The sequence below is a fragment of the Haloferax volcanii DS2 genome, from assembly GCF_000025685.1.
GTDB classification, from domain to species: Archaea; Halobacteriota; Halobacteria; order Halobacteriales; family Haloferacaceae; genus Haloferax; species Haloferax volcanii.
The window spans coordinates 589470-609638 of record NC_013966.1; the positions used below are offsets into that span (position 1 = coordinate 589470).

The window sequence follows — 20169 nt, forward strand, 5'->3', positions numbered from 1 at the left end:
AATTGTTGTGTCCGGTTCGGCTCCGGCGACTGCCGAGAGTGGACGCCGCGGGGTCGAGAGCGCCGCCGCTCGAAGCGGTCGGCTGGGCGGGGACCGCGCGTGTCCCGGTCGCCGGCCGTGGAGCGAGTCAGTCGGCCATCGGGGCCTGCAACTCGCGTTCGGCCTCCTCGTCGACCTCGACGGGACCCTCGGCGAAGACGACGCCGTGTGCGCCCTCGCGCTCCTTCGCGCTCGCCGCGACGCGGACGAAGGAGGCCTTCTCGCGAGCGTCCGCGAGCGTGTGACCGCCGCAGTAGCTCACGCCGGAGCGAATCCCGCCGAGGAACTCCTCGACGAGCGGTTCGACCGGTCCCTTGTAGGGCGTGAGCGCCTCGACGCCCTCGCCGGCGTCCACGTCGCTCTGTTTGTCCTCGCGGTCGTCTGCGGCCTCCGTGGAGGCCATCCCGCGGGAGCGCTTGTACGTCTTGCCGTCGACCTCGACGACCCGGCCCGGTGCCTCGTCGGTCCCGGCGAAGAAACTGCCCATCATGACGGTGTCCGCGCCGGCCATGAGCGCCTTCGCGGCGTCGCCGGAGGTCCGAATCCCCCCGTCTGCCATGACGTGGATACCGAGGTCGTGCGCCCGCTCGGCGCACTCCGAGACGGCCGTGAGCTGCGGGTAGCCCGCGCCCGCGACCTCGCGGGTCGTGCAGTGCGACCCAGGCCCGACGCCGACTTTCACGCAGCCCGCGCCGGCCTCCCAGAGGTCCTCGACCGCCGCCGGCGTGACGACGTTGCCCGCGACGATTTCGGGGTCGAACTCGTCTCGAATCCGTTCGACGGCGTCGAGACACAGCTCCATGTGGCCGTGGGCGATGTCCATCACAATCGCGTCCGCGCCGGCGTCGAGGAGCGCCTCGGTCCGGTCGAGGTAGTCCTCGTTGATGCCGACCGCGCCCGCGACGGTCCCGCCCGCCTCGGCGACGCGGCGGACCTGTTCGGCCTGCTCGTCCACGTCGAGGAAGCGGTGGACGACGCCGAGGCCGCCGAGACCAGAGAGCGTCCCCGCGAGTTCAGCTTCGGTGACGGTGTCCATGGCCGCGCTGACGAGCGGCGTGTCGAGGCGCAAGTCGGGCGTCACGTTGGTCGAGAGGTCCACGTCGCTCCGGCTGTCGACCGGGGAGCGCTGCGGAACCAGCAATACGTCTCCGTAAGAGAGTCCTGTGCGAATCTCCATCGTAACCCTCCACAGCCGAAGGGTGCGAGGGTCATAACGCCGACGAACGCGGTTCGCGTCGCCGCGGAACGAAACTATTACACGCTGGCGTTCGTCCGTTTACTAACACACGGCGCCGCGTCTCGTGCGAATCTCCGACCCATCGTAACCCCAACACAGTCGCCGTTCGCGGGCCGTGTGGTTCGAACCGTCCGCGAGCGACCGCACCGCGCGAGAGCGAGCTACCGGACTCGAATCCGGCGCGGAGTTCGCAAGCGTTTTGGTAGGCTGATATTGACGGATAGTTGCCGTGCCGGCCGTGCCACCTCGAGTCGGTATCGGTAGGTGGATCAGAGGCAACCCACAACGTCGCGATTGGTCCCCGCCTCAGTACTTCTCCGACCGAAGACATTTCTTCCGCGCAGTCCCTTAGGAGGGTATGCAGACAGTCATTCTCGCCGCCGGCCGCGGCACCCGGATGCGTCCGCTCACGGACCGCCGACCCAAGCCCATGCTCCCCGTGGCCGACCGGCCGCTGGTCGCGCACACCGCCGACGCCGCCGTCGCGGCCGGCGCGACGGACATCACGCTCGTCGTCGGCTACGAGGCCGCAGACGTGCGCGACTACTTCGGTGACGAGCGCGGGGGCGTCCCCGTCGAGTTCGCCGTCCAGTCGGAACAGCGCGGGACGGCCGACGCGGTCCGCGCCGCGGCCCCCCATCTCGACCCCGACGAGCCGTTCGTCGTGCTCAACGGCGACGCGCTGTACGACGTGCCGTCGCTTTCGACGCTGTACGAGGGGACGCCCGCGGTCGGGTCGTTCCGCGTCGACGACCCGAGTTCCTACGGTGTCCTCGACACCGACGACGAGGGCTTCGTCACCGGCGTCGTCGAGAAGCCCGCCGACCCGCCGTCGGACCTCGTCAACGCCGGCGCGTACGTCTTCCCCGCCGAAGCCCACGACTGGCTCGACGTGGCCGAGAGCGACCGGGGCGAACTCGAACTGACCGACGTACTCGCGGCGACCTGCGAGGCTTACGACGTGCGCGGCGTCGCCTTCGACCGCTGGCTCGACGTGGGGCGGCCGTGGGAACTCCTCGAAGCCAACGAGTGGAAACTCGACGAACTCGACCCGCGACTCGATGGCGACGTGTCCGAGCGCGCCGAACTCGACGGGCCGGTCGTCGTCGAGGAGGGCGCGACGGTCCGCTCGGGCGTGGTCATCGAGGGACCCGTCCTCGTCCGCAGCGGGGCCACGGTCGGCCCGAACGCCTACGTCCGTGGGCACACGCTCGTCGGCGAACACGCCAAGGTCGGCCACGCCGTCGAAGTGAAAAACAGCGTTCTGATGGCGGGCGTGACGGTCGGCCACCTCTCGTACGTCGGTGACAGCCTCCTCGGCCGCGACGTGAACTTCGGCGCGGGGACGAAGGTGGCGAACCTCCGCCACGACGGCGAAGCCGTCCGGCAGATGCTCAAGGGCGAACTCGTCTCCTCGGGTCGCCGGAAGTACGGCGTCGTCCTCGGCGACGAGGTGAAAACCGGCATCAACGCCTCGCTGAACGCGGGCGTCAGAATCCCGACCGGCGGCACGGTCAAACCCGGCGAGTCCGTCCTCTACGACCGCATCGACGAGCGAGAGACTGTGGACGAGACGAACGGGAGAGACGAGTGAGCGAGGCGTGAACGAACACGCGTCGGATTTTTTGACAATTGAATGACAGTTAATCTGCCAAACAGTTATCAGACAGACCGTCGAACAACAGCCACAACGCATGGACGTAATCGAGGGGGAGTTGTCGGCGATACGCGTGCTCTACGTCGATGACGACGAGGGGCTGTTGGCGCTGACGAAGCGGTTTCTCGAATCGGCGGACGACGGTATCGAGGTCGAGACGACCGACTCGCCGCGGCGGGCGCGGCGACTCCTTGAATCGGAGTCGTTCGACGCGGTCGTCTCCGACTATCAGATGCCCGAGATGTCTGGACTCGAACTGCTGTTGGAGCTCCGCGACGGGCGCGACTCCGGCATTCCCTTCGTCATCTTCACCGGACGGAGCCGCGAGGAGGTCGCCATCGAGGCGCTGAACCTCGGGGCGGACAGCTACCTCCAGAAGGGCGGCGACCCGACGGCGCAGTACGGCGTCCTCCGGCAGACGCTCGTCCGCATCACGGAACACCGGCGCGCGGAACGGCGACTCCGCGAGCGCGAGGCGTATCTCCGCGTCACCCTCGACTCCATCGCCGAGGGCGTCGTCGCCACCGACGCCGACGGGACGGTCGTCCAACTGAACCGGACCGCCGAGGAGATAACCGGCTACGACGCCGAGGCCGCCGTCGGCGAGCAGCTTTCGGACGTGCTCCACCTCGTCGACGGCGCGACCGGCGAGCGCATCGACCCGGTGCGACGCGTCTCCGACGCGGACGGGGCGGTCGAACTCGCCGCGGGAACGAAACTCGTGACGAGCGACGGCGACGAGCGCTACATCGAAGACAGCATGTCGCCCATCAGGACCGACGACGGGCCGGTCGAGGGCGTCGTCGCCGTGTTCCGCGACGTGACCGAGGCCTACCGCGAGCGGGAGCGACGGGAGCGCCAACAGCGGGCGCTCATCGACCTCGCGACCGACGAGACGGTCATCGCGGGCTCGTTCGAGGACGCGCTGCCGCGAATCACCGAGACGATGGCGACGGTGTTGGACGTCGAGCGCGCGAGCGTCTGGCTGTTCGACGACGCCGAGACGCTCCGCTGTGTCGACCAGTACGACCGGTCGTCGGGCGAGCACAACGCCGGGACGACGCTGACAGCCTCGAACTACCCGTCGTACTTCGCGGCGCTGGAGACGAATCGGTCGCTCGGCGTCGACGACGTTCGGACCGACCCCGCGACCGCAGAGCTTCGGGGCGGCTACCTCGAACAGAGGGGCATCACGTCGCTGCTCGACGCGACGGTCAGGTCGGGCGGCGAAGTCGTCGGCGTCGTCTGTCACGAACACGTCGGCGAGCCGCGACGGTGGCGGAGCGACGAGCGGCGGTTCGCCGCTGAGGTCGCTGACAACGTGGTCATCGCGCTCATGCGAGCGACCGACGTCGACGCGCTCCCGACGAGCGCCGACGAGGACGGCACAGACGAGACGCGACCGGGACGAGACGAGGGCTGAATCGGCCGTCGCGCTGAGCGACCGGCCGACAGCACCACCCCGAGTCTCCGCTTCGACGATTCGAAGCTTCCATTCGGTCAGTTCTCGTCGTCGAAGTCGAATATCGGGTCCCCGAGTCGAGACGGGGAGTTGAAAAACGTCGGTTCCGCGACGAACCCGGCGAAATCGGCGCAGCACCGTGAAATCTAAAATGCCCGTAGCTCCAAAGAACGTGTATGTCGAACAGCAGCCGATTCGTCGTCGCGACGCACGTGCTGACTAACTTGGCGGTGCGGAGCGACGAGCGGCTGTCTTCCGACCGTCTCGCGTGGAGCGTCAACACGAATCCGGTGGTCATCCGGCAGCTCCTGTGTTCGCTTCGGGAGGCGGACCTCGTCGATTCCAAGCGCGGCCCGACCGGCGGCTTCACGCTGGCCCACGAGCCGGACGCCATCACGCTTCGCGACATCTACGAGGCGGTGGAGGACGCCGAGCCGTTCTGTTTCCACACGAACGAACCGAACGACGAGTGCACCGTCGGCGAACACATCCAGCCGGTGCTCGGCGAACTGCTCGAACCGGCGATTCAGGCGATGCTCGACGAACTCGACTCGGTCACCGTCGCGGACGTCCACGCGGAAATCGTCGAGACGGCGGACGGCGACCCGCTCGAAGCGTAGCGCGGCGTGGAGCGCGGTTCAGGCCGTCGACTGCACCGTCTCACCCTCGGCCGACTCCTCGCGCTCGGCGTCGAGCCACTCGGTGGCCCACTCCTGTATCTCGTCGAACACCGGGCACAGCGAGACGCCCTTGTCGGTCAGCGAGTAGTACGTCGCCACCGGCGCGTCCTCTTCCATCCGGCGGTCAACGAAGCCGTGTTCCTGCAAGTCGTCGAGGACGCGAGAGAGCGTCCGCGAGCTCGCGCCGGTCGAACGCTTCAGCTCGTTGAACCGCTTTTCACCGTCTTGGAGGTCGTGGAGGACGATGAGACGCCACTGCGACCCGATTTGTTTCAGCGAGTCGATGATGGGGCAGGGGGCGTCGTCGAGGGTCATATCCGTGGCCATATCCCCACATCGACTTCGACCCTCTTTAGCAGTTCGATTAGTACACCTGCTTTCGAAACGTTACCTGATTCGGCTCCGGACCGACAGACCGGCCGGCTGGCTTCCGACTGACCCATCACCGACCGACGACCGGTTGGCTGCCGACCAGCCGACCGGGTCGCTCAGGCGAGCAGCCGCGAGAGGAGGAGAAACACGCGCTTGAGGTTCTTCGAGAGGCTCGATTGATTCTCCGAGTAGAGCGTCACGCCGTCGTCCGGCCCGTGAATCTGTACGCAGCGGCCCCGGTCCGACAGGTCCTTCAACTCGATTCCCCGGACCGAATCGAGCGGGATGACGAGGTAGCGGTACTCCTCGTCTTGGATATCGGCGTTACAGTGGTCGCCGTAGACGTGGATGCTCCGCTCCGTGACCGCGAGTTCGTAGCCGACGTAGCTCATCCCGGCGATTTCGGCCCCGGCGCGACCGCCCTTGACTTTGCCTTTCAGGTGCGAGGCGTCGAGGAGAATTCCGTCAACCATACGCCCGATTCCGAGCGGGCGCTCCTAAGTATTCGCGTCCGGTTCTCCGAATTGATTTTCGGGGTTCCGTGGAGCACTCGGCTACCGACGGGAACTCAGTCAAGCGGTCAGCTGGTAGCCGTCGTCCGCGTCGTCGCCAGAGCCATCGGATTCGATAATCGAGTACGACGAGACGAGGTGGTTGACGATGTAGTCGACCGTCGGGGGGTCGTACGTCCAGAAGCCGGTAAAGCCGAATCCCGGTTCGGTCTCCTCGGCGACGAGCGCGCATTTGTAGTCTCCGACGCCGTTGCCGTCGTAGGCGACGAACCAGGAGCGCCGAATTTCGTCGGAGCGCGCGAGATGGAGTTGGAACTGGTCGGCCTGCGGGACCTCGCCGTTCGGGTAGATGTACGCGTGGACCGAGAGGTCGTCGCGGCCGCCGAGGCGGCGGTACGTTTCGAGTTGCGGGCGGAGGTTCCCGCCCGACTGGAAGCCCGAGTGGAGTTCGCCCGCGCCGACGCGCCACGCGCGGTCCTCGATTTCGCGGGTGGCGTTGAGCATCTGCTGCCGGTCGTAGGAGGTAAACAGCGTCTCGTCGAGGTGGTCGAGAATCGGCGCGTACGAGTCGCGTTCGAACCCCGGTTCGACGTCCTCGGGGTGCGCGAGGAGGTCGTCGACCGAGACGGCCGTGTGGAACTCGTCGCCGGTACCCAGCACCGCGTAGTTCGACGGACCCTCGTCGGAACTCGCAGACACCACCGAGACGTTTCGATCCGCGAAATGCTCGGCGAGTCGCCCGACGACGCCTGGCGTCGGATTGAACACCGTCAGCGTTCGTTCCGAGGCGGCGACGCCGGAGATGAGTTCGCTGAGAGACATTACCGGGAGAACGCTACAACGGGTTATCATTCTTTGCAATAATATGGTATGCGAGACCGGCGAGTCGGGACGCGAAACCGGTCGACTCGCCCGGAAGGAAGTCGTTACCGGGAGAGAACAGCGTCCTAACTATGCCCCACAAGCGTGTACGTTCAGTATGATTTCCGACGCGCCCCGTTCTCGGACCCCCGCGGAAGTCGACGACGAACGCGGGACGGGCGACGGCCCGTGGTTCGCCGCCGAGGTCCCCGACATCGTCGCCGGACTCGAAGCCTCGCAGTCCATCGGTCCGGTCACCGCGGCGGCCGCCCGCCAACTCATCGCGGTCGGCCGCGCGAGGGACGCGCTCGCGCTCGTCCTCGGCGAGGTCGACGGGTCGTGGCGGCGATAGGGTCGCTCGTCGCGGCGAGCGACGCGGACTCGGCGGCCGGCGGACTACTTCTCGCGCGAATCCGTGTCTCTGACGTACAGTTCGACCAGCGAGTCGAGCAGGGTCGGAACCAGTCGAAACCGAACGTCAACGCTGTTTTGCTCGCGGTCGTACGCGAGCTGCTGGACGTCGATGGCGGCCAGAAGCGTGCGCATCGCGTCGACGACGTAGTTGCTCGACCCCGCCTCGACGCGGAGACCGTCGCCGAGGTGAATCGAGAGGCCGTCGACGGCCGTCTCGTAACACGTCTTGCTCGGCGCGTCGACTCGCTGAGTCCGTTCGACCAAGCCGAGGCTCGAAAGCGTCTCCAGCCGGCGGTAGATTGTCGATTCGGAGACCTCGCAGCTCTCGGCCAGCTCCTCGGCGGTCATCGGCGCGCGGTTGCACGCCAACAGCACGCTCCGGGAAACGTCGTCTCCGAGCGCGTCGAGGAGGTCGTCGTCGGACGACTCCGGGGTGATATCGGTCTCGTCGGCCGCCGCCGCGGCGTCGCTCTCGTCGGTCAGTGGGCCGGGAGGCTCGTCAGAAGCCGACAGAACGTCGTCCACGAGGTCGCGTCGGGTCATCGCATGTTACCTGACGCGGGCAGGTAATATGTAATCAGTGCCTACAATCGAGATAACCTTCGCTTATCCACGAACGGTCTCGAATCTCTGAAAACAGCGGTCGAGGACCGAAACCGAACGACTGCGGCGAATTAATGGGTTCGAAACGTCGGAACGCGGCGGTGAGACCCGCCACGACCGCACACCTCCTCACCGCTCGCTCACGGCTCACTCGACGGTGACGCACTTGGCGAGGTTACGCGGCTTGTCGATGGGCCGTTCGAGCAGGTCAGCCGCGTGGTACGCGACGAGTTGGAGTTGGACGTTGGCGAGGACGCCGGCGATGTCGGGGTGCGTGTCCGGAATCCGGAGCACGTGGTCGGCGAACTCGGTCACCTCGCCCGACCGGTCGCTCGTGATGGCGATGACGGGCGCGCCGCGGGCCTGGACCTCCTTGACGTTGCTCAGCGTCGCCTCGTCCTCGTGGCCCGTGAAGATAGCGAACACCGGCGACAGCGGCGTGACGAGCGCCAGCGGGCCGTGTTTGAGTTCGGAGGCGGCGAACCCCTCGGCGTGTTCGTAGGATATCTCCTTGAACTTCAGCGCGCCTTCGAGGGCGACGGGGTGGGCGGCCCCGCGGCCGATGAAGAAGTACGCGTCGCTGCCCTCGTACTCGATGGCGATTTCGCGGGCCATCGAGGTGTCGAGCACCTCCTGTACGTCCCCGGGGAGCCGCGACAGCGCCTCCATCAGGTCGCGCGCTTCGGGCGACTTCGCGCCGGTCACGTCCTCGACGATGCGCTCGGTGAGGAGCGTCAGCGCCGTCACCTGCGACGAGAACGTCTTGGTGGCCGCGACGCCGATTTCGGGACCCGCGCGGATGAGCAGTTCGTCGTCGCACTCGCGGGTTATCGACGAGCCGACGACGTTCGTGACCGCGAGGGTCCGCGCGCCGGCGGCGCGGGCGCGGCGCACGGCGTCGAGGGTATCGGCGGTCTCACCGGACTGGCTGACCGCGACGACGAGCGTGTCGGGCGTCACCGGCGGCTTGATGACCGAGTACTCGCCCGCCATGAACGCGTACGCGGGGATGCCGCGGGAGTTGAGGAGCGACGCCGCGTACATTCCGGCGTGGTGCGAGGTGCCCATCGCGAGGAGGTGGACCTGCTTCACGTCGGCGAACGACTCCGGCGGGAACTCCTCGAGTTCGACGCCGCCGGCGTGGGTGTTCAGCCGGCTCTGGGTGGTCCGCCGGAGCGCGCCGGGCTGCTCGTGAATCTCCTTGTACATGTAGTGCTCGTAACCGCCCTTCGTCGCCGTCTCGGGGTCCCACTCGACGTGTTCGACGGGGCGGTCGACCGCGCGGCCGGCCGAGTCCGTGATTTCGTAGCCGCCCGAGCGAGTGACGACGAAGTCGCCGTCGTGGAGGTAGACGACGCGCGCCGTGTGCTGGATGAACGCGGGCACGTCGCTGGCGAGGTAGTACTCGCCGTCGCCGACGCCGAGGACGAGCGGCGACCCCGAGCGAGTCGCGAAGATGGCCTCCTCGTCGCCGATGATGGCCGCGATGGCGTAGCTACCCGAGAGGCTGCCGACCGCGGCACGGAACGCCTCCTCGGGAGTCGCGCCGTCGCGGAGGTTCTCCTCGATGAGGTGCGGGATGACCTCGGTGTCGGTCTCGCTGCTGAAGACGTGGCCGCGGGCTTCGAGGTCGCTCCGGAGCGATTGGAAGTTCGAGATGATACCGTTGTGGACGACGGCGATACCGCCCGACTCGTCGGTGTGCGGGTGAGCGTTGCCGTCGGTGACGCCACCGTGGGTCGCCCAGCGGGTGTGGCCGATGCCGTAGTCGCCGGCGATTGGGTTCTGCTCGACGGCCGCGACGAGCTCGGAGACCTCGCCGACGCGTTTCGTCAGCGAGATGCCCGAGCCGTTTTTCACGGCGATGCCGGCCGAGTCGTAGCCGCGGTACTCCAGCCGCTGGAGCCCGTCGACGAGCGAGTCCACGGAGTTGTCCGCGCCGATGCAGGCGGTGATTCCGCACATCAGTGAGTCACCTCCACACGCTCGCGAACGTCACCGTGTAAGACCGTTCCGGGGCCGACGACGGCCTCCGCGCCGACGCGACTGCCCGCCGTGAGCGTCACGTTCGCGCCGACCTCGGCGCGGTCGCCGATGATGCTGCCGAGACGGCGGTCGGTGTAGAGCCTGCCTTCGAGGATGACATCGGCGCGGCCGCCGGGCGAGACGACGCCGTCGCCGACGGTCGCGCCGGGGCCGACGACGGAGTCGCGGAGGACGACGCCCGCGCCGACCCGCGCGTCGGTCGAGAGAATGGAGCGCTCGATGACGCTGTTCGCGCCGACGGAGACGTTGTTCTGGAGGCACGAGCCACCGCTGACGACCGCGCCCGGCCCCACGTCGCAGTCGTCGCCGACGACGACGTGGTCGCCGAGGAGCGCGCGCTCGTGGACCCGCGCCGACGCGGCGACCGCGTCGTCGTGTCTGCGCGCGAGGAGCGTCTCGGTCACGGAGAGGAGCCCCCACGGGTGGGAGGGGTCGAGCCAGCCGCCGTTGACGAGGACGGACGTGACGTGCCCGTCGAGGTAGTGAATCACGTCGGGAAGCCGCGTCTCGCCGTCGTGCGGCGGGGTGCGCCGGAGCGCCTCGAAGACGGCGTCGTCGAAGACGTAGACGCCCGCGTTGACGAGATAGCCCTCGCTGTCGACGGCGTGTTCGTCGATGTCAGCGATGCGACCGTTGTCCTCGACGACGACGCCGTACTCCTCGGGCGTGTCGGACTCGGCGACCGCGATGGTCGCCACCGAGTCGGTCGTCGAGAAGCGTTCGAGCGCCTTCAAGACGATGTCGGCGTCGACGACGTTGTCGCCGTTGCAGACGACGAACGGGCCGGTGACGAGCTCCTCGGCGAGGAGGAGCGCATGCCCGCTTCCGAGCCGGGTGTCCTGGTGGACGAACTCGATGTCCGCGTCGGGGTACGTCGCAGAGAGGTGCGACTGGATGCGGTCGGCGCGGTGGCCGACGACGACGACGACGCGCTCGATGCCCGACTCGAACAGCGCGTCGAGGACGTACTCGACGACCGGCCGGTTTGCGACCGGGAGCATCGGCTTCGGCTGGAAGGTGGTGAGCGGACGGAGCCGCCGCCCCTCGCCGGCCGCGAGGACGACCGCCTCGGTGAGACGGCCGTTCATGCGTGACCTCCCGCGAGCGACGGGCGTTCAGAACGTGACCGTGACGGTGTGCGAGTCATGAAAGCAACAGGGACCGCGACGGGGATTGTTATACAGCGAGTTCCCCGAACCGGTCTCGCGTTAGGGTCGCGTGTGAGACTGTTGCAAGCGGAGGCCACAGTCCGAAATCGGCAGGGCAGACGGTTCGGACGCGCCTAATCGGAGGGTGTCCCACCGACAGTGTCGCGTCGCGACGAAGCCGCCGCGTCGGTCGCATGGACTGCGAATCGCACCCGCGGAGTGAGAGCTGACAGCGGTGGGGGAGCCGGGGAGAGCTGATTCGGCGGGAGGAGGAAAAAGGAGGGCAGACAGCGGGGAGGGAAACGGAAAGAGGCGGGCCGAGCGCCGCGGCTGTTCGAAAGCGGAGCGAAGTAAAATCCGGGTGCAGTCGTTCGAAATCGGTATCGTCGCGGACGCGATGAGGACTGACCCACTCAGAGGTCGAGGCGGTCCTTGTACGACTCCATCGCGGTGACGGCCATGAGCGTCGCGGTGCTCAACACGGCCCAGCCGGCGGCCGGGACCTGTTCGAGTCCGGGGACGCCGAGCAGTCCGCCGGAGACGGTCGCGGCCACGCCGGCGGCGATAGCGAGGTTCCGCTTGGGCGACGCGGCGAGCGACGCCGACTGCTCGTCGTCGGCGTCGGTGCTGACGATGTCGCCGTCGAGGTACTGGTCGAGCTGTTTCGCGGTGTCGAGAAGCGTGATGTCACCGCGGTTCTTCTCGAAGTCGACGATGCCCGCCGAGTCCATCTTCGGCAGGTGACACTGGTACAGACCGATGTACACGCGCTTGCGTTGGCTCGACGACAGCGCCTTTATCTCGATGCCGTTTTCCTTCGCGGCGATGAACTCGGCCATGTCGCCGAGCTTCGCTTCGCCGTCGTTTTCCTTGAGGTACCGGAGCGCGTCGCGCCGGCGCTGGTTCTTCAGAATCTCGAAGACGATATCCTTCGAGAGCGCTTCGATTTCGGGTTGTTGCTGCTGTGCTGCGGCCGCGTGAGACCCACCAGTCGTCTCCGCGAGTCGTTCGTTCGCCGTCTGGTCAACAACGTCGGTGTCGGCTTGCAGTGAATCGGTAACCATTGTTCCTTCCTCCCCCACTGTGTAGTCGGGTGCTACCGTGTGTCGTGGTCGGTCGAGAGGGGGTGACCACGAGACGTTAGCACAGACCACAACCTTTGGATGCGCCCCACCAAGCGCGCCCCAGATACAGAGGGTCAGTGAACTAATAGGTTAAACGAGCATATATACTTGTCTGACAATCCCACACTCTGATTTCTCCGACTGTTAGGGTTCAAAATCTGCAAGTAAAGTGGTTGTAACAATCTATACCAACTCAGACTTTCAATACATCCAACAGTAATAGAATCCGACCAGAAGACGACCGCGTATCCCGTTTTTGGATGGCGAGCGTCGTTTCTAGATGAGGAAATAGATTCGTACTGTCAGTTAGTCACACGAGCACGACGGTTCGGCAGTAGCATCGACTGAGAATACGTGTGCGGTTGGCGACGGCCCTCTCGGGAGCCGCGACAAGACAGGTTTATTCGACGGTTATTCCACGAGCGCCTCGAAGGCGTCGGCCGAAGTTCCCCCGTTCCGTTCCGAGAGATAGTGCGCGAGCACCAACACGAGGAGCGCCGCGGAGACGAACACCGCGACGGCGCTCCACGAGACGAGCGCGAATCCGGGGAGCCCCGCCCACAGACCGAGAATGAGCGCCCAACTGAGCGCGCCGAGCAGCGCGTAGTACCGACTCCACGACTCGCTCACGCCGGACTGCATCCAGAAGAACCCCCGCTTGGCGACGTTCGGAACGAGTTCGACAGAGCGCTCCTCCTCGTCGTAATCGACCAGACCGGCGCTCTCGAGTTTCGGGAGATGCGTCTGGTACAGCGAGATATACACGCGCTGTCGCTCTTCGTCGGTCACGTCTTCGATCGCCGTTCCGTTCTCCCGAGCAGCGACCATCGCTGCGAGTTCCTTCAGCGAAATCGCCTCGCCCGCCCGATGGAGGAAGTGGAGAATCTGCCTCCGCCGGGAGTTGCTGAGGATGCGGAATAGCTCGTCTTTTGATAGTGTTGTCATCGTCGTGTGCGGGGGTGGTCCCGCACGCGGTGCGAAAGGGGGACCCGACCCGGTTGGGTCGTACTACACCACACCCGACCTTTGTTATCGTGACGTTTCCGGGAGGCACCGAGTCGGTCCCTCCCGCGTATTAAGCTCATCTTCACGCGATTGTTATCGGGGCGCAGACCGTCAGCGAGAGGGAGTAATTGCGGTCTCAGAGACGAGTACACACCTCGCGGATTCAGAGAAAAAACCTCGCGCCGAAACGGGAGCAAACTCGCGACAACGGCGGTAAGGAACCCAATTGTCCAGTATAGAGGTGGCTAACAATACCCGATGGCGGCGATACTTAGATTCGAGACTACATGTTCGAACTGACTGGCTTCCAGCGCGACCTGCTGTACGTGATCGCCGGCGCAGAGCGCCCGTCCGGGCAGGAGATTAAAGAGATGATCAGCAAGGACGTCGGGGAGGTGAATCACGGTCGGCTCTACCCGAACCTCGACGCCCTCGTCGAACAGGGGTACGTCAACAAGGGACAACACGACCGTCGGACGAACTTCTACGAGATGTCCGAGAAAGGACGCGAGTCCATCGTCCAACGCCGAGACTGGGAAAACCGACGCGTCGGGTTCCTCGGATAGCGCACGCTCGTAGACAGAAGAACCGTCCGTTCGAGCGCCCGTGGGCGCGAGTGGGACGCTCGCCCCGGAAGAAACCGAAGACGAGAACGGCTCGTCGCTGGTGGCCGTATCGGTCCTCGCGGTCTCGTTTGGCCCCCACCTCCTTTCGCCGCCGGTTCGACTCGAGCGACCGCACCGAGCGCTGACTCCGTCCGACCGCACCGAACCCACACCGAGCGCGACCGCATCCGACGATGCTCGACGCCGAGCCGCCCCGGCCGACCCGACCGGAGTCTGAGCGGAGAACGAGACGTGGCGCGGCGTGATATCCGCGGGCAGCGGACTGCGGTGCACCGCACCGAGTGTTCGTGTCAGAAGTTAGTACACTCAGGGAGCGCCAAAAATATCAGAACTCGGATAGTCGAATCGGCGTCCCGAATCCGGGATTAATGCAGCCATAAGAAACGGATTAATTCGAGAATAAAAGAGCGCAGTCAAGCGTTTTCGTCCCTCGAACGAATCGACAGGACTTGTCGTCAAATCGAACAGTAACACCGCCAATAATATCATCGATAGACATTCATGTATTCCTACTAATATAATTATCGCAACATTTATGGATGTAATCCGCAACCCCTGAGACATGGTAAGAGAACGGTCCACCGGGCAGGACCCAGAGACGACGACTGACGACGACGTCGGTAGACGCAAATACCTCGCGCTGTGCGGGTCGGTATCGGCCGCCGGCGCGCTCGCGGGCTTCTCTGGGCTCGGCTCGGCGACGGAACAGACAGGCGAGTCGGCCGACGGCGACGGGCACACGCTCGTCGTCGCCGGCACCGGCTCCGTCTCGTCGTTCGAAGTGACGGTCAGCGGGTCCATCTCACCGCTCCAGTCGAACGGCGCGCTCAGCACGACCGGAACGGTCGGGCCCGCCGCCGAGGGAACCGTCAGCGACGACTCGCGGCGCTACCAGTTCGCGGGCGACATCACCGACTTCCGGTCGACCGACGCGGTGTCGGTCTACGTCGACGGCGTCCGCGTCCCCGAACACTCCTTCTGAGCGCCGCCGAGCTGCTCGTTGTTTTCACCCGACGACAGCGGCGGCGCGAGGCGCTACGACCGCATGTAGCCGCGGAGCCACTCGGGCGTCACGTCGTCGAAGACCACGGTCTTCCCGCCGTGTTCGGCGACGAACCCGTCGGCGTCGGACTCCGACGAAAAGGGAATCAGGTCTTTACCCATTCCTCCGAGCACCTCGCTTTCGACGACGTAGGTCATCTCGGTGGCGTCACCGAACGTATCCGCGCCGGTGGGCGTCGAGATGAACGTGTCGCCGCCCTCGGTCGAGAGTTCGTAGTCGACCGTCGAGTAGTCCGTGACGTACACCGCCGTCGCCTCCCAACCCCGCTCCCGGTGTTCGAAGTAGTACGGGAACAGCCCCATGCTGAGGGTGTGGAACCACGCCGGGTTGTCGTGGCCCTCGGGCGCATTGTCGCGGTAGAAAATCTGTCCGTTCGGGCCGGCGTGGAGGCCGATGACCATCCCGCCTTGGTCGTCTTCCTTCCCGCCCGAGAGGTCGACCGGTTCGGGCGTCGGCCCCGCGTTCGAACCGCCGCCGAGACAGCCCGCGAGGGCCGCGAGCGCGCCGAGAGAGACGGCTTTCGTCGCGGCGCGGCGCGTGAGCGAACCCGTCGAACCGTCGCGCGGCGGAGAGTCGTGATGCATCGTCGCTTGCGCGGAGGTCGGGCGTCACGGTACATAAACCGTGAGAACGGTCGCTCGCGTGCGCGAACTGAACTACCCTCGGGCGAGGAGGCGGACGGGTCACAAAATCGAGGGCTTCAGGCGACGATGCGCGCGCCCTCGACGAGCGAGCGAACGTCCTCGAACAGGCGGTCGGCGTCGTCCTCGTCGCGGGCCTCCGCCGTGATGCGGACCAGCGGTTCGGTCCCGCTGGCGCGGACGAGGAACCAGCCGTCGTCGGTGTCGACGCGGATGCCGTCGATGGTGTCGACCTCGTCGTAGGTCGCGTGGATGTCGCGGGCGATGCGGTCCACCGCCTGGTGTTTGTCGTCGAACGAGAGGCTCGCGCGACGGGTGGCGTACCCCGCGCCGCCGAGGTCGGCGACCTGTTCGGACAGCGGCGCGCCCCGGGCCACGAGGTCAGCGAGTGTGAGCGCCGCGTAGTGGCCGTCGGGGGCGAGCGTCTCGTCGGGCCAAATCCACGCGCCGGAGGGCTCGCCGCCGAAGACGTAGCCGGGTTCGGCGACCGCCTCGGCGACGTGGACGTCACCGACCGGGGTGTAGGTGACGCGCCCGCCGGCGGCCTCGACCACGTCCTGCACGAGGAGGCTCGTATCGACGGGGACGGCGACGGCGTCGCCCGGAGAAACGGCGTCCCGCGCGAACAGCGCGAGCAGCGCGTCGCCGGGGACGTACGTGCCGGTCTCGTCGACCGCGACGAGTCGGTCGGCGTCGCCGTCGTGGGCGAGGCCAACATCCGCGCCGAGCGCGGGGACGGTTCGGCGGAGCGCCGTGAGCGTCTCGGCGTTCGGCTCGCTCTTTCGGGCGGGGAACCGACCGTCCTGCTGGGCGTCGATGGTGTTGACCGTCGCGCCGAGTTCGTAGAGCGCGTCGACCGAGACGCGGCCCGTGCCGTTGCCGAGGTCGAACGCGACGGACACGTCGTCGAGGTCGTCGAACGACGAGACGAGGTGGCTCACGTGGCGGGTCGCGGCCTCGGGCCACGCGCGCTCTTCGCCGTGTTCGTCCCACGCGGCGAGCGACACCTCGTCGCGGTTGAGCCGGTGGACGATATCGCGCGTCTGGGCCTTGTCGAAGGCGCGGCCGCTGGGCGTCCAGAGCTTCAGGCCGTTGTCGGCGGCGGGGTTGTGGGACGCGGTGATTCCGATGCCGGCGTCCGCGCCGGCCCAGCCGACCGCGCGGGCGACCGTCGGAGTCGAGGCGACGCCGAGTCGGACCACGTTCGCGCCGCACTCGCGGACCCCGGCGCTCACGGCGTCAGCGAGGACATCGCCGCTGAGCCGAGCGTCCTGGCCGACGACGACGGTGCAGGCGTCGCAGCCGACCGCGCGGCCGATTCGAAGGGCGAGTTCGGCGGTCACGGTTCGGCCAACCGGACCTCTGATTCCACTCGTTCCGAACATACCGTGGGAGACGGTGACAGGACGTTTTGGTATGTTTCGCCTACTGTCACGACCGGTCGGTCAGGCGGCACCTACCGCGAACGCTGACGAGTCTCGCGGGGTCGGCGCACCGAATCGGGGCCGCGTCGCCGCTCGTCGGGGCGAGTGAGCGGTGAGTGGTCGGCGGTTAGGCGGCGAGTCGCCTCACTGGAGGGGCTGGGAGTCGCCGATGGGGACCACTTCGATAGAACCGAGCGCGTCGAGCGTCACGCGGTAGCCCGCGTAAGAAAACGAGAGAATCGCGTCTTCGGAACAGCCGAACACCGTTTCGAGGGCGTCGGGGTCGATAGTCCGTGCGAGCGGCGGAAGCTGCGTGGGGCGGACGCCCTCGATTGCCGCAATACTCAATACAACGTTCGTGCTGAGGAGTTCGGAAGAATCGCGGTCGACCCGGTATGAGCCGGTCGACTCGTCGTACGTCACGCGCGAGTCCTTCCAGTCGTTCGTCTGTGCCATCATGGGTGCCTTAACAGGCGTCTGTGTGCGACGGTGACCCTTAAATCCATGCTATTTGTGAACAGTTGTAATTCGTGACTGTCACGGAATCGAACGGATACAGGAGTGGTACTCGACGCGGGGAATCTGGTGCCGAGCATACACAATCAAAAACCATGATAGTTTTGCGGTGACGACGGTCAGCCCTGTCGGGCACGAAGGGTTTGGACGGTGTCTTGCGCCTCTTCGACCGTGATTTCGCGCTTGTAGAGCGCCGAGCCGGGCTCCAGCAGTTCGCCGCCGGAGACGAGACCGCCGACGTCGACGGGGCCGAATCCGATGTCACGGATGAGGCCGGCGACGCGCGCTTTGGCGTCCGAGTCGTCACCGGCGAGGAAGACCGCGAGGCGCTCGGATTCGGGGAGGTCCGGGTGGCCGAGGTCCCGGAGCGTCTCCCAGTGGATGGTGTTGAACGACTTGACCAGCCTCGCGTCCGGGAGTTGAGACGCGACGAGCTCCGAGGAGGTGTCGTCGCCGAGGTCGATGACGTGGAAGTTCTCCGTGTAGGGGTTCATCGCGTCGACCACGATTTTCTCCGCGAACCGGGCCGCGTCGGGCAGCGAGTCGCGCTCGCGGAACGGAATCGCGAGAAAGACCACGTCACCGAACCGAACGGCTTGCTTCGGTTCCACCGGGCGCAGTTGCGGGCCGAGCGTCTCCGAGAGGTCTTCGAGCGACTCGACTCCGCTGTCGTTGGCTATCGCCACCTCGTGGTTCGACTCCACCAAAAGCTGGGCCAACGTCCCACCGAGTCGACCAGCACCGAGGATTCCTATATCCATGAACAAAGATGTATGTTAACGAAGTTCAATCTTTGTGTGGTCGGGGGCGGAGCGACCGGTCACCAGCCGAACTGGTTATACTGCCGTTAAAATGCCGTATCGGCGGCTCAGACCGTCTCTATCGCGGGGCGCTCCCGGTGGCTGAGCGTCAGGCCCCGCCGGCGTACGCCGCGAACTCCTCGCCGCGGAGGGCGAAGTAGACCACGCCGACCGCGCCGACGAGCGACGCGACCGAGAACGCGAGGGTCGGGTCGCGCGCGTAGAGCCAGCCGCCGAGCGCCGCGCTCGGGATGACGATGGTGTTTCGCAGGAGGTAGTACGCGCCCGTCACCCGCCCGCCGGCGTTTCGCTCCGCCGGGCCGACGATGAGCGCCTTGTGCGCGGGGAGGCCGGCGAACCGGAGCCCGGAGAACGCAAAGAGGGCGACGACGACCCACTGGTCCGCCGGCGCGAAGATGAGGAGGACCGGGAACATCGCGTACACCGAAAATCCGAGGGCGACGACCGGCTTGAGCCCGGTCCGCTCGGCGAGCTTCGAGACGGGGAGCTTCGTCAGGAGCGCGACCACCATCTCCACGCCGAGGAGGACGCCGAAGAAGGCGTCCGGGCGGAGCGAGACGCCGAAGCCGGTGAAGCCGACTTCGAGGAACTCCGTGACGACGATGACGAAGAAGACGTACACCATCCCGTTGGCGAACCGGATGAGCGTGTCCGCGACGAGGAGCGGCCGGAGCGTCTCGGGGAGCGACCGGAGGTCGTCGCGGAGCTGTGCGAGCCCCTCGAACGACCTGCCCAGCGAGTCCTCGCCCGCGTCGTAGAGGAGGTGCTGGGCGACGGTGGCGACGATGCCGAACGCCGCGGCGACGATGAGAACGTACCGAAAACCCTCGACGAACGTCGCCGTCGCCGCCAGCAGCGCGGCCGCGATGAGCGGCCCGAGGAGGAAGCCGATGCGGCGGAAAATCTCGGTGCTGGCGAACCCCATCGCCAGCCGCTCCGGCGGGACGCTCTGTTTGACGATGGCGAACGTCGCGCCGAGGCCGAACGACTTCCACGCCTGCGTGAGAAACAGGCCGACGAAAATCCAGAGCCACGGTTCGAGCGAGACGCCCGCGAGCGTCACCTCGGGGACCTGCGGGGCGACGAACCAGAAGAGAAAGCCGGCCGACGAGAGTGTGCCGAACAGCGTGAGCGAGAGGCGAGACCCGAGTCGGTCGGAGAGCGCGCCCCCCGGATACGGGTACAGCGCCCCGATGAGGTTGCCGACGCTCCCGTAGAGACCGACGACGGTCGCGCCGGCTCCGAGCACTCGGAGGTACTCGGGGACGTATCGGCCGGTCATCTGAAACGAGAGACTGAACGCGAACATCGCCACCGAGAGGACGAGCACGTCGCGTTCGAGCCCGATGAACTGCCGAAAGGAATCGAAGCTATCGACGGCGGCGTCCCGACGCGTATTCATCGTCCGAGTGGTTCGCGGGAGCGTTCAAGAAAGTACGGTGCGGTCGGCTCAGTCGTCGCGCCCCGGTAGTCCATCGCGCCGACGACGTGCGGCGGCGAGTCCGGCAGCGAGCGCGCCGATGTGCGGTCGATGATTTCGGTGACGGCGTCGAGGACGACGCAGTACCGTTCTTCACCGAGTTCGAATTCGAGGACCTGCGTCGGCTCCGCGAGCGCGCCGTCGGGCGCGTCGGTGAGCGACATCTACGCACCCCGGGCGGTCTCGTCGACGAGGCTCGCCACCTCCCCGGTGCTCGCGGCCTGCTGGTCGGTCGCGCGGGCGACCTCCTCCGCGCCGGCGGCACCGGGGCCGGAATACGCGTCGTGCTGTCGGGAGGCGGGACCGTCTCCGGCGGCCGGCTCCCGGTCGTTTCGCTCGAGTTCCATACGAACGAGTGTGAGAGTAAAGTGATAAGTATTCGCGAGCAGTATCAAACGAGATAACCTCATATTGCCGCTAATTGCCTCGAGGCGGCCT

20 protein-coding genes and 2 pseudogenes are annotated in these 20169 nt (G+C 66.5%); 6 read left to right on the forward strand and 16 right to left on the reverse strand.

Going from position 1 to position 20169, the window contains the following annotated elements; genetic code table 11:
- Positions 1-127: 127 nt before the first annotated feature.
- Entirely contained in the window at positions 128-1216 is a 1089-nt protein-coding gene (locus HVO_RS04465; RefSeq protein WP_013035138.1) for a guanosine monophosphate reductase, read from the reverse strand.
- Positions 1217-1634: 418 nt separating this feature from the next.
- Between HVO_RS04465 and glmU the strand changes: the two genes are divergently transcribed.
- From glmU to HVO_RS04480, 3 genes are all read left to right on the forward strand, one after another.
- Positions 1635-2870, forward strand: coding sequence for a bifunctional sugar-1-phosphate nucleotidylyltransferase/acetyltransferase (glmU, locus tag HVO_RS04470; protein WP_004040943.1), 1236 nt, complete (start codon positions 1635-1637; stop codon positions 2868-2870).
- Positions 2871-2970: 100 nt separating this feature from the next.
- A complete protein-coding gene (locus tag HVO_RS04475) occupies positions 2971-4356 on the forward strand; it encodes a response regulator (RefSeq protein WP_004040944.1) in 1386 nt (461 codons plus the stop codon).
- A 215-nt stretch (positions 4357-4571) separates the two neighbouring features.
- Positions 4572-5015 (forward strand): Rrf2 family transcriptional regulator, encoded by a 444-nt coding sequence (locus HVO_RS04480; protein WP_004040945.1) that lies wholly within the window; start codon positions 4572-4574, stop codon positions 5013-5015.
- An 18-nt stretch (positions 5016-5033) separates the two neighbouring features.
- Here HVO_RS04480 and HVO_RS04485 read toward each other — a convergent pair whose 3' ends face one another.
- The 3 genes from HVO_RS04485 to HVO_RS04495 all read right to left on the reverse strand — a co-directional run bounded on the left by HVO_RS04485 (position 5034) and on the right by HVO_RS04495 (position 6781).
- Positions 5034-5402 (reverse strand): winged helix-turn-helix transcriptional regulator, encoded by a 369-nt coding sequence (locus HVO_RS04485; protein ID WP_004040946.1) that lies wholly within the window; start codon positions 5400-5402, stop codon positions 5034-5036.
- Between the two features lie 161 nt (positions 5403-5563).
- On the reverse strand, positions 5564-5920 hold the full coding sequence (locus HVO_RS04490) for a hypothetical protein (protein ID WP_004040947.1): 357 nt from the start codon (positions 5918-5920) through the stop codon (positions 5564-5566).
- 99 nt (positions 5921-6019) lie between these two features.
- Positions 6020-6781, reverse strand: a complete 762-nt coding sequence (locus HVO_RS04495) for a DICT sensory domain-containing protein (RefSeq protein ID WP_004040948.1) — start codon at positions 6779-6781, stop codon at positions 6020-6022.
- A gap of 157 nt (positions 6782-6938) precedes the next feature.
- Between HVO_RS04495 and HVO_RS04500 the strand changes: the two genes are divergently transcribed.
- On the forward strand, positions 6939-7172 hold the full coding sequence (locus HVO_RS04500; RefSeq protein WP_004040949.1) for a hypothetical protein: 234 nt from the start codon (positions 6939-6941) through the stop codon (positions 7170-7172).
- A 44-nt stretch (positions 7173-7216) separates the two neighbouring features.
- Here the strand turns inward: HVO_RS04500 and HVO_RS04505 are convergent, their stop codons facing one another.
- The 5 genes from HVO_RS04505 to HVO_RS04525 form a co-directional block, all read right to left on the reverse strand.
- Positions 7217-7777 (reverse strand): helix-turn-helix domain-containing protein, encoded by a 561-nt coding sequence (locus HVO_RS04505; RefSeq protein ID WP_004040950.1) that lies wholly within the window; start codon positions 7775-7777, stop codon positions 7217-7219.
- Between the two features lie 207 nt (positions 7778-7984).
- Positions 7985-9802 carry a glutamine--fructose-6-phosphate transaminase (isomerizing) gene (gene glmS, locus HVO_RS04510; protein WP_004040951.1) on the reverse strand — a complete coding sequence of 606 codons (1818 nt, stop codon included), beginning with the start codon at positions 9800-9802 and terminating at the stop codon, positions 7985-7987.
- Positions 9802-10971 (reverse strand): sugar phosphate nucleotidyltransferase, encoded by a 1170-nt coding sequence (locus HVO_RS04515; protein WP_004040952.1) that lies wholly within the window; start codon positions 10969-10971, stop codon positions 9802-9804. Before HVO_RS04515 ends, glmS begins: the two co-directional genes overlap by 1 nt.
- A 473-nt stretch (positions 10972-11444) precedes the next feature.
- Entirely contained in the window at positions 11445-12095 is a 651-nt protein-coding gene (locus HVO_RS04520) for a DUF7344 domain-containing protein (RefSeq protein ID WP_004040953.1), read from the reverse strand.
- 471 nt (positions 12096-12566) lie between these two features.
- The gene (locus HVO_RS04525) at positions 12567-13100 is read right to left on the reverse strand and encodes a DUF7344 domain-containing protein (RefSeq protein WP_013035093.1); all 534 of its coding nucleotides are present in this window, start codon (positions 13098-13100) and stop codon (positions 12567-12569) included.
- A 347-nt stretch (positions 13101-13447) separates the two neighbouring features.
- Between HVO_RS04525 and HVO_RS04530 the strand changes: the two genes are divergently transcribed.
- Positions 13448-13726 carry a PadR family transcriptional regulator gene (locus HVO_RS04530; RefSeq protein WP_004040955.1) on the forward strand — a complete coding sequence of 93 codons (279 nt, stop codon included), beginning with the start codon at positions 13448-13450 and terminating at the stop codon, positions 13724-13726.
- 622 nt (positions 13727-14348) lie between these two features.
- Entirely contained in the window at positions 14349-14768 is a 420-nt protein-coding gene (locus HVO_RS04540) for a hypothetical protein (protein ID WP_004040957.1), read from the forward strand.
- Positions 14769-14821: 53 nt separating this feature from the next.
- Here the strand turns inward: HVO_RS04540 and HVO_RS04545 are convergent, their stop codons facing one another.
- The 7 genes and pseudogenes from HVO_RS04545 to HVO_RS21460 all read right to left on the reverse strand — a co-directional run.
- Positions 14822-15433, reverse strand: coding sequence for a nitrous oxide reductase accessory protein NosL (locus HVO_RS04545; protein ID WP_004040958.1), 612 nt, complete (start codon positions 15431-15433; stop codon positions 14822-14824).
- Between the two features lie 116 nt (positions 15434-15549).
- Positions 15550-16875, reverse strand: coding sequence for a phosphoglucosamine mutase (glmM, locus tag HVO_RS04550; protein ID WP_013035155.1), 1326 nt, complete (start codon positions 16873-16875; stop codon positions 15550-15552).
- A gap of 183 nt (positions 16876-17058) precedes the next feature.
- On the reverse strand, positions 17059-17373 hold the full coding sequence (locus HVO_RS04555) for a HalOD1 output domain-containing protein (RefSeq protein ID WP_004040960.1): 315 nt from the start codon (positions 17371-17373) through the stop codon (positions 17059-17061).
- A 176-nt stretch (positions 17374-17549) separates the two neighbouring features.
- Entirely contained in the window at positions 17550-18191 is a 642-nt protein-coding gene (locus HVO_RS04560; protein WP_013035211.1) for an NADPH-dependent F420 reductase, read from the reverse strand.
- Positions 18192-18339: 148 nt separating this feature from the next.
- Positions 18340-19653: an MFS transporter gene (locus HVO_RS04565; RefSeq protein WP_004040962.1), complete on the reverse strand. Its 1314-nt coding sequence runs from the start codon at positions 19651-19653 to the stop codon at positions 18340-18342.
- Between the two features lie 50 nt (positions 19654-19703).
- A pseudogene (locus HVO_RS04570) lies at positions 19704-19895 on the reverse strand (chemotaxis protein CheW); the annotation flags it as partial.
- Positions 19896-19898: 3 nt separating this feature from the next.
- Positions 19899-20030, reverse strand: a pseudogene (locus HVO_RS21460) (methyl-accepting chemotaxis protein); the annotation flags it as partial.
- Positions 20031-20169: the final 139 nt, after the last annotated feature.

Bases quoted from the DNA above. Each gene is read 5' to 3' on its own strand.
- HVO_RS04465 (WP_013035138.1), bottom strand. From the start codon at position 1,216: ATGGAGATTCGCACAGGACTCTCTTACGGAGACGTATTGCTGGTTCCG.
- glmU (WP_004040943.1), top strand. From the start codon at position 1,635: ATGCAGACAGTCATTCTCGCCGCCGGCCGCGGCACCCGGATGCGTCCG.
- HVO_RS04475 (WP_004040944.1), top strand. From the start codon at position 2,971: ATGGACGTAATCGAGGGGGAGTTGTCGGCGATACGCGTGCTCTACGTC.
- HVO_RS04480 (WP_004040945.1), top strand. From the start codon at position 4,572: ATGTCGAACAGCAGCCGATTCGTCGTCGCGACGCACGTGCTGACTAAC.
- HVO_RS04485 (WP_004040946.1), bottom strand. From the start codon at position 5,402: ATGGCCACGGATATGACCCTCGACGACGCCCCCTGCCCCATCATCGAC.
- HVO_RS04490 (WP_004040947.1), bottom strand. From the start codon at position 5,920: ATGGTTGACGGAATTCTCCTCGACGCCTCGCACCTGAAAGGCAAAGTC.
- HVO_RS04495 (WP_004040948.1), bottom strand. From the start codon at position 6,781: ATGTCTCTCAGCGAACTCATCTCCGGCGTCGCCGCCTCGGAACGAACG.
- HVO_RS04500 (WP_004040949.1), top strand. From the start codon at position 6,939: ATGATTTCCGACGCGCCCCGTTCTCGGACCCCCGCGGAAGTCGACGAC.
- HVO_RS04505 (WP_004040950.1), bottom strand. From the start codon at position 7,777: ATGACCCGACGCGACCTCGTGGACGACGTTCTGTCGGCTTCTGACGAG.
- glmS (WP_004040951.1), bottom strand. From the start codon at position 9,802: ATGTGCGGAATCACCGCCTGCATCGGCGCGGACAACTCCGTGGACTCG.
- HVO_RS04515 (WP_004040952.1), bottom strand. From the start codon at position 10,971: ATGAACGGCCGTCTCACCGAGGCGGTCGTCCTCGCGGCCGGCGAGGGG.
- HVO_RS04520 (WP_004040953.1), bottom strand. From the start codon at position 12,095: ATGGTTACCGATTCACTGCAAGCCGACACCGACGTTGTTGACCAGACG.
- HVO_RS04525 (WP_013035093.1), bottom strand. From the start codon at position 13,100: ATGACAACACTATCAAAAGACGAGCTATTCCGCATCCTCAGCAACTCC.
- HVO_RS04530 (WP_004040955.1), top strand. From the start codon at position 13,448: ATGTTCGAACTGACTGGCTTCCAGCGCGACCTGCTGTACGTGATCGCC.
- HVO_RS04540 (WP_004040957.1), top strand. From the start codon at position 14,349: ATGGTAAGAGAACGGTCCACCGGGCAGGACCCAGAGACGACGACTGAC.
- HVO_RS04545 (WP_004040958.1), bottom strand. From the start codon at position 15,433: ATGCATCACGACTCTCCGCCGCGCGACGGTTCGACGGGTTCGCTCACG.
- glmM (WP_013035155.1), bottom strand. From the start codon at position 16,875: ATGTTCGGAACGAGTGGAATCAGAGGTCCGGTTGGCCGAACCGTGACC.
- HVO_RS04555 (WP_004040960.1), bottom strand. From the start codon at position 17,373: ATGATGGCACAGACGAACGACTGGAAGGACTCGCGCGTGACGTACGAC.
- HVO_RS04560 (WP_013035211.1), bottom strand. From the start codon at position 18,191: ATGGATATAGGAATCCTCGGTGCTGGTCGACTCGGTGGGACGTTGGCC.
- HVO_RS04565 (WP_004040962.1), bottom strand. From the start codon at position 19,653: ATGAATACGCGTCGGGACGCCGCCGTCGATAGCTTCGATTCCTTTCGG.